Annotated in this window: 12 protein-coding genes and 1 pseudogene; 9 read left to right on the top strand and 4 right to left on the bottom strand. The window is 67.1% G+C overall.

Features of this window, described 5'->3' with window-relative positions:
• The first annotated feature begins 900 nt into the window (after nt 1-900).
• The 7 genes from QH196_RS10870 (at nt 901) to QH196_RS10840 (ending at nt 7,766) form a co-directional block, all read left to right on the top strand.
• Complete coding sequence (locus QH196_RS10870) at nt 901-2,478, top strand: ATP-binding protein (protein ID WP_280415640.1); 1,578 nt, start codon at nt 901-903, stop codon at nt 2,476-2,478.
• On the top strand, nt 2,478-2,912 hold the full coding sequence (locus tag QH196_RS10865) for a roadblock/LC7 domain-containing protein (protein ID WP_051157625.1): 435 nt from the start codon (nt 2,478-2,480) through the stop codon (nt 2,910-2,912). Before QH196_RS10870 ends, QH196_RS10865 begins: the two co-directional genes overlap by 1 nt.
• Nucleotides 2,909-3,256 carry a DUF742 domain-containing protein gene (locus tag QH196_RS10860; protein ID WP_033241677.1) on the top strand — a complete coding sequence of 116 codons (348 nt, stop codon included), beginning with the start codon at nt 2,909-2,911 and terminating at the stop codon, nt 3,254-3,256. The genes QH196_RS10865 and QH196_RS10860 overlap by 4 nt, the downstream gene beginning before the upstream one ends.
• Nucleotides 3,231-3,854, top strand: coding sequence for a GTP-binding protein (locus QH196_RS10855; RefSeq protein WP_051157624.1), 624 nt, complete (start codon nt 3,231-3,233; stop codon nt 3,852-3,854). The genes QH196_RS10860 and QH196_RS10855 overlap by 26 nt, the downstream gene beginning before the upstream one ends.
• Nucleotides 3,851-5,122, top strand: coding sequence for a cytochrome P450 (locus QH196_RS10850; RefSeq protein WP_432278172.1), 1,272 nt, complete (start codon nt 3,851-3,853; stop codon nt 5,120-5,122). The genes QH196_RS10855 and QH196_RS10850 overlap by 4 nt, the downstream gene beginning before the upstream one ends.
• Nucleotides 5,123-5,134: 12 nt before the next feature.
• Nucleotides 5,135-6,352 (top strand): cytochrome P450 family protein, encoded by a 1,218-nt coding sequence (locus QH196_RS10845; RefSeq protein WP_280415639.1) that lies wholly within the window; start codon nt 5,135-5,137, stop codon nt 6,350-6,352.
• 211 nt (nt 6,353-6,563) lie between these two features.
• Nucleotides 6,564-7,766 (top strand): cytochrome P450, encoded by a 1,203-nt coding sequence (locus tag QH196_RS10840; protein WP_348538060.1) that lies wholly within the window; start codon nt 6,564-6,566, stop codon nt 7,764-7,766.
• A gap of 86 nt (nt 7,767-7,852) precedes the next feature.
• On the opposite strand, the gene QH196_RS10835 is transcribed toward QH196_RS10840, so the two are convergent.
• The 3 genes from QH196_RS10835 to QH196_RS10825 all read right to left on the bottom strand — a co-directional run bounded on the left by QH196_RS10835 (nt 7,853) and on the right by QH196_RS10825 (nt 12,298).
• The gene (locus QH196_RS10835; RefSeq protein WP_280415637.1) at nt 7,853-9,463 is read right to left on the bottom strand and encodes an ABC transporter permease; all 1,611 of its coding nucleotides are present in this window, start codon (nt 9,461-9,463) and stop codon (nt 7,853-7,855) included.
• A complete protein-coding gene (locus QH196_RS10830; protein WP_280415636.1) occupies nt 9,460-10,371 on the bottom strand; it encodes an ABC transporter ATP-binding protein in 912 nt (303 codons plus the stop codon). Before QH196_RS10830 ends, QH196_RS10835 begins: the two co-directional genes overlap by 4 nt.
• Nucleotides 10,372-10,456: 85 nt before the next feature.
• Nucleotides 10,457-12,298 (bottom strand): flavin-containing monooxygenase, encoded by a 1,842-nt coding sequence (locus QH196_RS10825; protein ID WP_280415635.1) that lies wholly within the window; start codon nt 12,296-12,298, stop codon nt 10,457-10,459.
• Nucleotides 12,299-12,464: 166 nt separating this feature from the next.
• Here QH196_RS10825 and QH196_RS10820 point away from each other — a divergent pair, with 166 nt between their 5' ends.
• Entirely contained in the window at nt 12,465-13,478 is a 1,014-nt protein-coding gene (locus QH196_RS10820; protein ID WP_280415634.1) for an SMP-30/gluconolactonase/LRE family protein, read from the top strand.
• 11 nt (nt 13,479-13,489) lie between these two features.
• On the opposite strand, the gene QH196_RS10815 is transcribed toward QH196_RS10820, so the two are convergent.
• On the bottom strand, nt 13,490-14,098 hold the full coding sequence (locus tag QH196_RS10815; RefSeq protein WP_432279467.1) for a TetR/AcrR family transcriptional regulator: 609 nt from the start codon (nt 14,096-14,098) through the stop codon (nt 13,490-13,492).
• Here QH196_RS10815 and QH196_RS10810 point away from each other — a divergent pair.
• Nucleotides 14,087-14,227, top strand: a pseudogene (locus tag QH196_RS10810) (alpha/beta fold hydrolase); the annotation flags it as partial. The gene QH196_RS10815 and the pseudogene QH196_RS10810 sit on opposite strands and share 12 nt — an antisense overlap.

Raw genomic sequence — 14,227 nt, 5'->3', positions numbered from 1 at the left:
ATACCCCGTGGGGGGGGTTTAATTTGGGGGGGGGTGGGTGTTACCCCTCTTCGGCCCACACCCCACCCAGCGGCCCCCCCTTTTTCGGGCGGCCCCCCTACGGCCCCCCCCCCGAAATCGGTCTATACCCGGTTTGGTCCGGACTGGCCGCCGGAAGCCGTCCACTGGTATGGACCGCTACGGCGTCGATCGGAAGCGGTCGCATTTCCTTGCGTTAATGCCGGTGTGGTACCCGATCCCGGACATATTCGCGCATCCGAGTTCCGCAGCCGGGGCGGGGATTGTGTAGAGCGGCGTTATTGTTTTCCGTGCGGCCGGCACCGGATCGGCTGTATGGCCGCAAGATTCGGCCGAGTCTTCAATATCAATTTTCGGCGCGCGTCGCCAATCGCCGACCGGTCGGTCCGGTTTTGGCTCCGTCGCTGGTGATGGGGGACGGTGTCGCTGGTGATAGGGGACGGTCGCGCGATGTGGGCTGTGGCACGCGCGAGTCCGTGGGGTCGTCGCGGGGGGAATCGAGTTCGTGATCTTCACCCGCGCAATACCTTTCCGCATTTCGCGAGGTCCCGGCACTATCACGGATCGGTGACAATCGATTATCGACCGTTATTGAGAGAGTTCACGACAATGCTGCTACTGTGAGCGAGTCGTCGGGTTCCGGGCCATCGAGGATGTGCTCCGATGGTCAGCGAACGGCCGAATGACTTGTCCCTTAGTTACTTTCGAGTAGCCGAAAGTGCCTAAGGGATATGTCACCGACCGGACCGCTGGTGCCCGGCGCGGACCTCATCCGGCCAGGGGCGAACATGGTCGGCGTCGCGAGGAAGGCGAGACGAAGCGCCGTGGCCTGCCACGGCACCGCGTGGCGCACCTCGAGCCCCGTCAACGACGAGAAAGCTGATGAATCTGAATACCGCCGTGCTGCTTCCCTGGATCCTCGCCACCTTACTGGTGCTCGGCGTGGCGTGGTACGCCGTTCGGGCCGTGCGCGAACAACAGAAGCGCCTCTCCGTACTCGAGCGGGAACTGGCCGTTCGCGAAGATGCCCTCGAACATCTCGCCGCCAGTACACTGCCCGCGCTCTCGGAATCCGTACGCCGGTTCGAACAGACCGCCGTCGGTCCCGAAGTGCCGCCGGGACTCGAGAACTCGCGTTTCGCGCAGTGCCTGCGCTGGATCCTCGATCGGGTGTCCGAGGATCTGCGCACCGTCCAGAGCGAAACCCGTGAAACCGTCACCCGCGAAACCGAGGAACAAACCCGCGCCGCCGTCGCCGCGGCCGAACAGAGCGTGCGCACCGAGGCCGACAGCGGCCGCGAACGCGCCGAATCTCTTGCGCGCGAAGCGACCAGCGCCGCGGTGCGTTCCTTCGGTACCTCGGTGGTGAGCCTCGGCGCCGACGTCAGCCAGGTGGTGAGCGCCGCGCTGCGCGAACACCGCGACGACCGCGTCTACGAGACCCTCATCCGTATCGACCACACCGTGCAGCAGATGATCCGCCAGGCGCAGTCCTATGTGATCGTCTGCGGTGGCCTGCCCGGCCGCCGTTGGCCCGCCCAGTCGCTCACCGATGTGGTGGGCGGCGCGACCGGCCGTGTGCGCGACTATCTGCGCGTGCGGCCCGCCCAGCTCGACCGCGTCGTCATCAGCCGCGCGGTGGAACCGCTGGTGCACACCCTGGCCTCGCTCATCGACAACGCCCTGCGCTATTCGCCGCCCACCTCGTTCGTCGACGTCACCTTCCAGGAAGGCCATCACGGCGTGACCGTGATCGTCGACGACGCCGGTGTGCGGATGAACGCCGAGCAGATGGAGGAGTCGCGCCAGGTTCTGGCCAACGAACGCACGGTCGATATCCACCAGCTGGGCCCGGCCCCCAAGGTCGGTTTCCCCGGCATCGCCGCCCTCGCTCGCCGCTACGGGTTCACCGTCTACATCGACGGCCCGAACGCCTACGGCGGTATGCGCGCCATGGTCTACATTCCGGAGGCACTGCTGGTCGCTCCAAAGGCCGATAACGACAACGACGCTCTCTCCAACGGCGGCCCGGCTCCCCGGGAACTCGCCGCGGTACCCGGCGGCCAGGCCTCCTCGGTATCGAGCGGTAACGGTAACGCCCTGACCGGCAGCACGATGTCGGCCCGGGGCGGTGCGCATGCCGCCACCGAGACCGGCGCCCATGCCGCGGTACCCGCCGCCGCCGAGGCGCCCGCGCCCGGCGAATGGGCCTCGGCAGGCGAATCCGCCGAGGACGCCGGCACCGAACAGCGGACAACCGTGCACGACATCACCAGCGGTGGTCTGCCCAGGCGGCGACGCCGTGCCGCGGCCGTACCCGCGGATATCAACGATCGTCTGTCCGGGCAACCCAGGACCGAACCGGGGCAGGCTCGCCCCGATATCGCCGCCGCCTGGCAGAGCGGCTCCAAGAGCGGCCGAGCCGCCGCAACCGAAAACACCGAAGGGATGACATCCTGATGGGTTCACCGAGGACAGTGGTATCAGACAGCACCAATAAACTGGGCTGGTTACTGGACGATCTCGAGGTTCCCGGCGTCCGATTTGCCGTTCTGCTCTCCGAGGACGGACTGCGTATCGCGCATTCTGCCGGTATCGCCAAAGACGATGCCGAACGGTTCGCGGCCGCGGCCTCGGGCCTGCGCTCGCTGGGCAAGGCGCTCGGGGAGTTCTGCGGCAGCACCGGAAACGATGTACGGCAGAACATGACCGAATACGACCAGGGCATGATCATGATCACCGCCGCCGGCGAGGGTGCGCTGCTCGGCGTGGCGACCATGACCGATATCGATGTGGGTCTCATCGCGCATCGCATGAACGAGCTGGCCGGCCGGGTGGGCCACGAGCTCGGTAGTGAGCCCCGCAGAGGCGCACACGGCGGCGATCTGCAATGAGCCGGTCGCGGCGTGACCCAGACCTGGTCCGTGCCTACGTGCGGACCGGCGGGCGCTCGCGTCCGACCCGCGAGCTGGGCCTGGTGACGCTTGTCGTCGCCGTATCGGACCCGGCGCCGGGCGCCACCCCGGACGCGCGCCGAGTGGTCGATGTATGCGCTCGTGGTGCCCTGTCGATCGCGGAGGTCGCCGCGTATCTCGACCTGCCGCCGTCGGTGGTGACGATCGTCGTCTCCGATCTGCTGGACAGCGGACACCTGAATATCCCGACCCCGGCGGAGATCATGCCGGAGATCGCCCTGCTCGAGGAGGTACTCAATGGGCTCCGTGCTCTCCCGGCCTGATCGGTCCGCGGATTACGGCCGCGCGGTCGACTATGTTGCGGAGACGGTGACCCGGTCGGTGAAATTGCTGGTCGCCGGTAATTTCGGCGTCGGCAAAACCACCTTCGTGAGCAGTGTTTCGGAGATCAAACCGCTGCGAACCGAGGAGACCATCACCGAGGCCAGCGTCGGGATCGACGATCTGGGCGGGCTGGGGTCGAAAACAACGACCACGGTCGCGATGGATTTCGGCCGCATCACACTCAATCCCGAGTTGGCGCTGTACCTTTTCGGCACGCCGGGCCAGCAGCGGTTCATCCCGCTGTGGGAAGAACTGGCCAAGGGCGCCCTGGGCGCCCTGGTGCTGGTCGACACCCGGCGGATCGAGAAGGCTGACGAGGTGCTCGCTACGCTGGAAGAGCGTGGTGTGCCCTATGCGGTCGGGGTGAACGAGTTCGAGGGATCGAATCGCTATCCGTTGTCGGAGATTCGTGAAGCGCTCGACCTGACCGAAGACACTCCACTCGTCGCACTCGACGCCCGGGATCGGCGCACCTGTCTGCAGGGCCTGATCACGCTCGTCGAATATCTGTTCCATCGATTGGAGTCTCGTCTTTGACCACGCAGCACTCTCCGGTTCCGCAGCAACAACCTCCGTTCACCGGCAGCCCGGTGGTCCGCGGAGAACCCACCGGAGGCGTTGGCCCACGATTCAGTCTCTACACCGAGGAATTCGCCGGCGATCCGCATCGCGCCTATGCCGCGATGCGCAGCCGGTACGGTTCCCTGGTTCCCATCGACCTGGCGCCGGATGTTCCGGCCACCCTGGTGATCGGGTACGAGGCGGCGGTCCGGATTCTCAACGATCCCGATCGTTTTCCGGCCGATCCGCGGACCTGGCAGGCCAGTATCCCACCCGATTCGCCGATCCGGCCGATGATGGAGTGGTATCCGAATGCGCTGCGTAACAGCGGTGATCTGCATCTGCGTTATCGCCAGGCGTATGTGCACGCGATCGACGGGATCGATCTGCACGAGTTGAACCAGACGGTGGAGCGGATCGCCGTTCCGCTGATCAACTCGTTCTGCGGAACCGGTAAAGCCGATCTCGTCATGCAGTACGCCTTCCCCCTGGTTTTCGAGGTGCTCAACCGGATGGTCGGCTGCACACCGGAACTGGGGGAGCGGGTGGCCAACGGGATGGCCGCGCTGTTCGATACGGTCAACGCCGAGTGGGGGATGAACCATCTGAGCGAAGCGTTGATGGAGCTGATCTTCCAGAAGCGTTCCGAGCCCGGTAACGATGTCACCTCGCGGCTGGTCCACCATCCGGCGAAACTGGACGACGAGGAGCTGCTGTCGAATCTGATCAGCTTCTACGGTGCCGGTGTGGAACCGCAGCAGAACCTCATCAACAACACCCTGCTGCTGATGATGACCGATGAGCGGTTCGGCGGAAGTATGCTCGGCGGCAGTCTGTCCACCCGGGACGCGCTCGACGAGGTGTTGTTCAACGACCCGCCGATGGCGAATTTCTGCACCACCTACCCGCGTCAGCCGATTCTCGTGGAGAACACGTGGCTACCGGCCCACCAGCCGGTGCTGATCAGCCTGGCCGCGTGTAACAACGATCCGGCCATCCGGGGTGGCGACCATATCGGTAACCGCTCCCATCTGGCCTGGAGTATCGGACCGCATACCTGCCCGGCGCAGTCTCCGGCGCTCGTCGTGGTCCAGGGGGCGATCGACCTGCTGCTCGACGCGCTCCCGGAGCTGGAACTGGCGGTGCCGTCCGAGGAACTCGGCTGGCGCCCGGGGCCTTTCCACCGGGCCCTGGCGGCGTTGCCGGTTGTCTTCCCGCCCTCGCCGCCCCTGAATACCGTTTAAGGAGAACGTTCGTTGGAACGCGAAACCATCGTCCTGGATATGGCCGGTGCCGATGTCGTCGGTGAGTCCGCCCGGTTGCGTGCCCAGGGACCGGCGGCGCTGGTGGAGTTGCCCGGCGAGGTGCCGGCCTGGGCGGTTACCGACGCGGCGGTTCTGAAGAGCCTGCTGGCGGACCCCCGGGTGTCGAAGGATCCGCGGCAGCACTGGACGGCGTTCGCCAACGGCGAGATCACCGAGGACTGGCCGTTGCTGCCGTGGATCGCGGTGGAGAATATGTTCACCGCCTACGGCGCCGACCATCGGCGGCTGCGCAAACTGGTATCGCCCGCGTTCACCCATCGCCGGACCGTGGGCCTGCGGCCCCGGGTCGAGGCATTGGTCGCCGAACTCCTCGACAAACTGGCCGCCGTCCCGGCCGGTGAGGTCGTCGATCTGCGTGAGCACTACGCCTACCCGGTGCCGATCCAGGTGATCACCGAACTGCTCGGCGTCCCGGATACGCTGGGCCCGGGCCTGCGGGTCTGTGTCGACCGGTATTTCGACACCACCATCGGGCAGGAAGAGGCCCAGGCCAACTATGTCGAGATGTACGGGCTGGTCACCGAACTCGTGGCCTACCGGCGCGCGAATCCCGGTGACGACATCACCAGCGTGATGATCACGAACCGGGACGAGGACGGTGCGCAGCTCGCCGAGAATCAGATCATCGATACGCTGATGCTGGTCATCAATGCGGGGCATGAGACGACGGTCAACCTGCTGGATCAGGCCATCGTCGCGCTGCTCACCCATCCGCAGCAGCGGGCCGCCGCGCTGGCCGGCGATATCGGCTGGGCGGATGTGGTGGAGGAGACGCTGCGCTACCAGGCCCCCGTCGCGCATCTGCCGCTGCGCTTCGCGGTGGAGGATATCGAGATCGAGGGCCTGCGTATCGGTAAGGGCGAAGCCATCCTCGCGTCCTACGCGGCCGCCAGCCGTGACCCGAAGGTGCACGGCGCCACCACCGATACCTTCGATGCGGCGCGCGCGGTCAAGGACCATATCGCCTTCGGGCACGGCGCCCACCATTGCATCGGCGCGCCGCTGGCCCGGATGGAAGGCGAACTGGCACTGCCCGCACTGTTCCGGCGTTTCCCGGACATGCGGTTGGCGGTGGAGCCGGACGAGCTGAAACCGGTGGTGAGTTTCGTTTCCAACGGTCATCAGCAATTGCCTGTGTACCTGTCCTGATACCGGTACCGTGCTCAGAACGGATACCTACAACTTCATGCTGATGGCTCGTCGCGGACGTCGCTGAACGGGAGGTATGAATCGGCGGATAGGTCTGCGAACCCGCACTATTCGCTGATTCGTACGAACCTCGGAGTGTGATGTCTTGACCACAGCGAAAACTGATCGGTACGACACGGTCGACAGCGTCCCGTTGACCCACGGATCTCCCGTGGACACCGCAGGCCCGCGAATTCCCCTGTACACCGAGGAATTTGCCGCCGACCCGCACCAGGCGTACCGCGCGATGCGCGAACGCTTCGGCTCGCTGGCCCCGGTGGAACTGGCCCCGGGTGTCCCGGCGACCCTGGTGATCGGCTACCACACCGCGGTGCGGATCATGCACGATCCGGAGCATTTCCCCGCCGACCCGCGCGTCTGGCAGCAGAGTGTACGCGCGGACTGCCCGGTCCTGCCGATGATGGAATATCGCCCGAACCCCCTGCGCACCGTAGGACATGACCGGACGCGCTATCGATCGGCCGCGGTCGCGGCGATCGACGGTGTCGATATGCACGAACTCCACGCGATCATCGAGGAGATCTCGATCTCGCTGATCAACTCGTTCTGCGCGGACGGCTACTGCGATGTGGTCGGCCAGTACGCATCCCCGCTCATCTTCGCCACCCTCAACGCGTTGCTCGGCTGCCCACCCGAACTCGGGCATCGGGCGGCACAGGGACTGGCGGCCATGTTCGACACGGTGGACGCGGAAGCGGGTAATGCCACACAGGCCGATGCCCTGCTCGAGCTGGCCCGGCTCAAACGCCTGCGGCCGGGCGACGATATCACCAGCCGCCTGGTGCAGCATCCGGTTCACCTCAGCGACGAGGAGATCCGCCAGCAGCTGGCGCTGATGTATGGCGCCGGTACCGAACCGCCGCAGAGCCTCATCTCGAATACCTTGCTGCTGATGCTCACCGATGAGCGTTTCGCCGCCACGGTCCTCGACGGCAGCCTGTCCACCCGCGATGCCCTCGACGAGGTGCTGTTCAACGATCCGCCGCTGGCGAACTACTGCATCAGTTATCCGCGGCAGCCCATCCTGATCGACGGTATCTGGCTGCCGGCGCATCAACCGGTGCTGATCAGTATGAGTGCCTGTAACAACGATCCCGCGATCAATACCGGCGGCCTGGCCCACAACCGGTCACATCTGGCGTTCAGTATCGGCCCGCACAGCTGCCCGGCCCAATCGGTGGCGCTGCTGATGGTGCGCGATGCCATCGACCAGCTCCTGGACGCGATCCCGGAAATGCAGCTCGCCGTACCGCGTGCGGAATTGCGCTGGCGACCGGGCCCGTTCCATCGAGCCCTGGTCTCCCTGCCGGTCACCTTCCCCGCGAGTCCGCCGATACTCACTGCCGGCCACTGACACCGTCGGCCGGGAACAGGTTCATTCCACCTCCGCCGGTGGCATATACGACATGCTCCCGGTTGCGCGGCCCGACCGTGCGGCGATCAGTTGGTTTCCAGGTCGCGGCGGCGGAAGCCGAACGCGCCCGCCGCGCAGAGCAGCAGGGCCACCGCCAGGGTGATCAGAACCGGGGCGAGATCGAACGGTTGGGCAGGTACCAGCGGGATATTGTCGAACGGCGACAGACTCATCAGCCAGCCGGGGAACTTCAGGGTCGCGCCGAACATCAGTACGACCACACAGAACGCCATCGCCAGCCACGCCCAGGCCGTGGCCTGCGGCGCGAAACCGAACAGGAACAGGGTGATCCCGCCCAGCACCCACACCGCCGGGAGATAGGTGAGCGCGGCACCCGTCAACGTGATCGTCTGCGACAGATCACCGGCCAGGAGGCCGTAGGTGAGGCCCATCCCGAACCCACTGAGCGCGACCACGACCGCCGATCCGGCCAGCATGATCACCGCATGCCCGGCCAGCCAGCGCCAACGGGAGAGTTGGGTGGAGAGCAGGGGTTCGGCCTGCCCGGCCGCCTCTTCACCACGCGGGCGCAACCCGGCGGAAATCGTGTACGCCGAACCGATGATCGCCAGTATCGCTACGGCCATCGCATAGAAGGCGTCGACCATACTGCCCATGTTCTGGCCCAGCACCTGATTCAGGTCGATGTCCCCCAGCAGATCCTCGACATCGTCGCCGATCGTGCCGAAGGCCAGGCCGCCGAAGAACATACCCAGCGCCCAGCCGATCAGGCCCCCGCGCTGGAGCCGCCAGGCCAGGCCGAACGTGCCGTGCAGGGTTTCGGGCGCCCGCGCCGGCCCGGGCCGGGGCGGCAGCAGTCCGGCGCCGAAATCCCGCCGGTCCAGTACCCGGGCGGCCGCCACCCCGATGCCGATCGCGACCACCACCGACAGCAGCGCCGGCCACCAGATCTCGTTGTCGTAGGGCCGCATCGCCTGCCCCCAGCCCAGCGGCGAGAACCAGGACAGGACGCCGTTGCCGACATCGCCCACCGCGCGCAGCAGATAGGAGATGCCCAGCACCGCGCCGGTGAGCGCATAGGCGGTGCGGGTACTCGCGCTGAGCTGGGCCGCCAGCAGGGCGACCGCGCCGAAGACCAGTCCGGCGCAGGTGGCTCCGGCTCCCAGCGCGATCGAGCCCGCGGCAGGGAGTCCGTAGCCGACCAGGCTCAGCGCGATCGCCGCGCCCAGCACGATATTCGCGGCCACCGTCACCAGCGCTGCCGCGCAGGACGGGGCGTAGCGGCCCACCACACCCGACCGGATGAGTTCGTCGCGGCCGGATTCCTCGTTGGACCGGGTGTGCCGCCCGATGAGGAACATACTCATCAGGCCGGCCACCAGCATGCCGAATGCGGCGGACTGGAAGGCGACCTGGCCTTCGACCGTGTTCAGCACCCGCGGTGGTCCCGCCATCGCGATCATTGCGGCATTACTGCCCAAACTCTCGGCGAGCGCATCCAGTTCGGCCTGTTCCGGGTAGGCGGCATCCAGCGCGACCGCCTGCGACCAGTAGATCAGGGTGCCGCCCACGATCCAGGCCGGTAGTGCCAGGCGTTCCCGGCGCAGCGCGAACCGGGTGAGAACACCGGTACCGGTGAATGTGCCCGCATACCGGGCTGTATCCCGCACGGTCACGATTCCGGCACCCCCGCCGCCGCCAGTTCGTCGCCGTAATGACGGAGGAACAGTTCTTCGAGAGTCGGCGGTTGACTGGTCAGTGTGCGGATCCCGAAGGGCGTCAGATGTTCCATCACCGCACCCAGGTCGACAGTGTCCACCTGGAAGCGGACGCGGGTGCCGTCGGCGATCAGATCGTGGACACCTTGTAGCTCGTCCAGGCCGGTGACCGGACGCTGAGTTTCGGCATCGATGGAGGTCCGGGTGAGGTGGCGCAGCTGCGTCAGCGTCCCGGATTCCACCGCCCGGCCGTGCCGGATGATGGTCACCCGGTCGCACAGCGCCTCGACCTGCGCCAGGATATGACTGGACAGCAGTACGGTCCGGCCCGCCCGGCGCACCTCCTCCACACACTCCTGGAACACCGCCTCCATCAGCGGGTCCAGGCCGGCGGTGGGCTCGTCGAGCAGCAGTAGTTCCACATCGGAGGCGAGCGCCGCGACCAAGGCGACCTTCTGGCGATTCCCCTTGGAGTAGGTGCGGCCTTTCTTCGTCGGGTCCAGGTCGAATCGTTCCAGCAGATCCTTACGCCGGCTCTCGTCCAGGCCACCGCGCAGCCGGCCGAGCAGATCGATCACCTCGCCGCCGGTGAGACCGGGCCACAGGTTCACATCACCTGGTACGTAGGCGAGCCGGCGATGCAGTTCGGCAGCCTGCGCCCACGGGTCACCGCCGAGTAACCGCGCCGATCCGCCATCGCTGCGCAGCAGACCGAGGAGCACGCGGATGGTGGTGGATTTACCGGCCCCGTTGGGGCCGAGGAAACCGTGCACCTCACCGGCGGAGACCTGCAGGTCGAGACCGTCCAGGGCGCGAGTGCGGCCGAATTTCTTCACCAGACCGGAGATATCGATCGCGGCTGTCATGGATGCACCCTATTCCGGTGCCGCCGGGATTCGCGGGTTTTCCGCGCCGGGACATCGGGGGGCACACGGGTGTGCAGTGCTCAGGTCACCGGGCCGCCGGTTCCGGTCGCGCAGCGGGCTCGCCGGTGGAGTTCCTGGCCCGCAGTGCTTCGTCGATGGATTCCGCTCGCCAGTGCCGTAGCAGTTCGTGGAAAGCGTAGGCGCCGTGCGGGTACGCGCCTGCTCCGCTGGTACGCCCACGCCCCTCGCGGTTGTAGTAGCCGGGTGTGCATTCGGCGTGGAACCACTCGTGGTCCGGCGCGTCCTGCGCGAGGGTTTCGAGCCAGGCGTCCTCGGCGGCGCGGGACGGTTCCACGAGGGCATCCGCGGCCTCGGCGGCCGCGACGAGGGCGGCGGCGTGGCGGGCCTGTTCGTCCAGGATATGGGTGAAATTGACGCTGCCGGCATTCTGCTGGGGGCCCATATGGATCAGGTTCGGGAATCCGTTGCCGGTGAATCCGTGCAGGGTCCGGGTACCGTGCCGGTCCCACGCGTCGAGCAGCAGGGTGCCGCCCCGCCCCCGGACCGGGAGTTTGCCGGAGCGGATACCGGAGATACCGACGGAGAATCCGGTGGCGAAGACCAGGCAGTCGAGTTCGTACTCGATACCGCCGACTACCACGCCGTTTTCGGTGACCCGCTCGATCCCGTGCGAATCCGCCGTATCGACCAGGGTGACGTTGCGGCGGTTGAATGCCGGATAGTAGTTGTCGGAGAACGTGGGTCGCTTACAGGCGTACCTATACCAGGGCGCGAGTTTTTCCGCCGTCTCCGCATCCGTGACCGTCTGCCGGACGCGGTCGCGGATATCGTTCATCTTGACGGCGTCCGCGATTTCGTAAGCGGCTTCGAAGGTTTCGCGATCGCCGCGCCGCCGGAAGCTGGGCAACAGCTTCTCCAGCAGTGCGGCCGATGCCGTCCACCCGTCGGCCACGAGATCCTCCTCGGCCGTTTCGCCGGAGACGATACGCAGGAAGTTGTCCCGGCGTTCCCGGGCCCATCCCGCGCGGTCCGCGCCGACGTCTGCGGCCGTCGTCCGGCGGTTGGCCCGCACGTCGACGGTGGAGGGGGTGCGCTGGAACACATAGAGGTGTCCGCTATCCGCGGCCAGCATGGGAACGACCTGGACCCCGGTCGCGCCGGTACCCACGACGCCCACGCGTTTGTCGCGCAGCCCGGTCATCCCGCCGTCCGGGGTGCCGCCGGTGTAGCCGAAATCCCAGCGGGAGGTGTGGAAGGTATGGCCCCGGAAGTCCTGGATACCGGGGATCCCCGGCAGTTTCGGTTCGGTCAGGGTGCCGGTGGCGGTGATGACGTACCGCGCGGAGAAGGCGTCCCCGCGGTCGGTCGTCACGAGCCAGTGCTCGGAGGTGTCGTCCCAGGTGAGGTCGGTGACGGTGGTGGAGAACAGGGCGTCCGGGTAGAGGTCGTATTTTTCGGCGATCCGGATCGCGTGGTGCCGTATCTCCTCGCCGGGGGAGTACTTCCATTCCGGCACGTATCCGGTCTCGTCGAGCAGGGGCAGGTAGACATGCGATTCGATATCGCAGTGGATTCCCGGGTAGCGGTTCCAATACCAGGTGCCGCCGAAATCGCCCGCTGTATCGATGATCCGGACCCGTTCCACGCCCTGATCGTGTAGGTGCGCTCCGGCCAGGATTCCGCCGAATCCGCCGCCGACGACGGCGACGTCCACGGTGTCGTTGCGCGGTGCGCGCTCGGCCACCTCGCCCACGTAGGGGTCGGCGGCGTAGTAGCCGAATTCGGCCTCGGTGGCGAGGTATTGGCCGGCGCCGTCGGGCCGTACCCGTCGCTCCCGTTCGTGGTGATAGCGGCGCCGCAGGGCGGTGAGATCTTCGGGGGTCGGTGCCGGCGCGGACGGTGTCATGGGTGAGGGCCTCGATTCGTTGGCTGTCGGGGACCGGCCGGATCTCCGGCTACTGGCGAACTGCTCTCGGCGGGAGCGGCCTTCGCCTACGGTAACAAGTACCGGACAACAGTGTCCGGTTAGGGTGGTCGTCACGACAGCCCCGGGAAGAAAGAGTGAAATACCCATGCGACAACCTCGGATCCGATCCCTGACGGCATCGGCCACGCTCGCAGCGCTGGTCCTGACCGGATGCGGTACCGGCGACACGGCCGGCGAAACACCACACGACGGCGCGGGAGCGACCATCTCCGCCGAGGAGTTCATGCGCCTGAAAACGGCACCGGATACGAACGGAATGACCTTGCTGGAAGGGCCGACGTTCGACGAGAACGGTGGTTTGATCGTCGTCGACGTCCCCGCACCCGCCGGCGAGCCGAAAGTGATGCGGGTCGATATCGAACAGAAGACCTCGCGCTCGCTGTTCACCGACGACCGGGGCGCCTACACATCGGCCCAGTTCAGCCCGCACGACGGCCGGCTCTACCTGACCGACTTCGCGCACGGCGAGATCGTCTCGCTGGCTCCCGGCGGCACCGATCGGCGAACCTTCTTCACCGGCCCCGTCGACGGTGCCCGGATGCAGCCCGACGATATCGCCTTCGACCGGGAGGGCAACCTCTACATCAGCGATTCCCGCGGCCTCTCCGACGGCGCCGCGATCGGACGGGTGGTGCGGATCGACCGGACCGGCAAGAAGGCCACCGTCCTGGTGGACAACCTGGCCGCGCCGAACGGGATCTCGTTCGACCCCGACTATCGCGGGCTGTGGGTCAGCGAGTTGATCGAGAACCGGATCTCCTACCTGCACCTCGGCGCGAAGGGCGGAACCGGCCCCCGGCACACCGCCATCCGGGTCGACGGTGGTATCGCCCAGACCGACTCGATCGCCGTGGACGCGGCGGGCAACCTCTACCAGGCCCTGCACGGCCGGGCCGCGATGGCCGTGTACAGCCCATACGGGGAAAGGCTCGCGACAGTGGAACTACCCGACGGCACCGAAGGCCTGGAATCGGCGACCAATGTGGCGATCACCCCGGGCGCGACCACGGCGTACATGACCGTCAGCGGCCCCGCGGGTGGCTATCTGTACACATTCGAGGCGCTCGCGGAAGGTATCCGCCAGTCGAACGGCGGGTGACACCGGACGCCTCACTCGTCCTCGAACGGGCGCACCGGTCCCACCGTGATGCCGAGCAGGCGCCAGGCTGCCACCGCGCGGCGCTCACGTTCCTCCGGAGTGGGACCGGTGGCCGCGCCGGAGACCATGGCAATCGCCAGCATGAGATCGTCCGCGCCCAGCGGATGGCCGGGCGGTAGGCAGTGGCGCAGGGCGTTCTCGACCCGTTCGGACAGGTTCCGGGACCACGTCCGGCTACCGGCGGGGTCGTTCATCCCGTCGGCGTGCAACAGGCCGATGAACGCGGCCGACTGCGTCTGATGCCAGGTCACCACCCCGAGCACCGCGGCGAGCGTGGCGCCGTCGGCCGCGGCCGCCCCCTCGATCTCCCGGACGTTCTTCTCCAGGACCGCGGCCGCAATGGCCTCCCGATCGGGAAAGTGCCGATACAGCACGCCCTGTCCGACTCCGGCCCGGCGGGCGATCGCCGAGAGCGGGGCGGCCAAGCCCTGTACCGCGAAGATTTCCCGGGCCGCGGTGATCAGGGCCGCCCGGTTGTGGGCGGCAGCCTTCGGTCCGCGATTCGCGGGCCGGGGGGGGGGGGGGGGGCGGGGGGGGGGGGGGGGGGTCGGCGCGGGCACGGCCGGTCGGGCACCCCGGAAACCGATAGCTGCACGGTGAACCAGCTCGGCCGCGATCTGCTCACGGTGATCGACGCCAAGGCGCCGCGCGGTCCGCTGATCCTGGTCGGGCATTCGCTCGGCGGGATG

The sequence above is a fragment of the Nocardia carnea genome (assembly GCF_029868325.1).
Classification (GTDB): domain Bacteria; phylum Actinomycetota; class Actinomycetes; order Mycobacteriales; family Mycobacteriaceae; genus Nocardia; species Nocardia carnea_C.
Note: the sequence above shows the minus strand (reverse complement) of the source record. Positions and strands in the feature narration are given on the sequence as shown.

Excerpts from the sequence above, each read along its gene's own strand:
- QH196_RS10870 (WP_280415640.1), top strand. The coding sequence starts at position 901 with ATGAATCTGAATACCGCCGTGCTGCTTCCCTGGATCCTCGCCACCTTA.
- QH196_RS10865 (WP_051157625.1), top strand. The coding sequence starts at position 2,478 with ATGGGTTCACCGAGGACAGTGGTATCAGACAGCACCAATAAACTGGGC.
- QH196_RS10860 (WP_033241677.1), top strand. The coding sequence starts at position 2,909 with ATGAGCCGGTCGCGGCGTGACCCAGACCTGGTCCGTGCCTACGTGCGG.
- QH196_RS10855 (WP_051157624.1), top strand. The coding sequence starts at position 3,231 with ATGGGCTCCGTGCTCTCCCGGCCTGATCGGTCCGCGGATTACGGCCGC.
- QH196_RS10830 (WP_280415636.1), bottom strand. The coding sequence starts at position 10,371 with ATGACAGCCGCGATCGATATCTCCGGTCTGGTGAAGAAATTCGGCCGC.
- QH196_RS10825 (WP_280415635.1), bottom strand. The coding sequence starts at position 12,298 with ATGACACCGTCCGCGCCGGCACCGACCCCCGAAGATCTCACCGCCCTG.
- QH196_RS10820 (WP_280415634.1), top strand. The coding sequence starts at position 12,465 with ATGCGACAACCTCGGATCCGATCCCTGACGGCATCGGCCACGCTCGCA.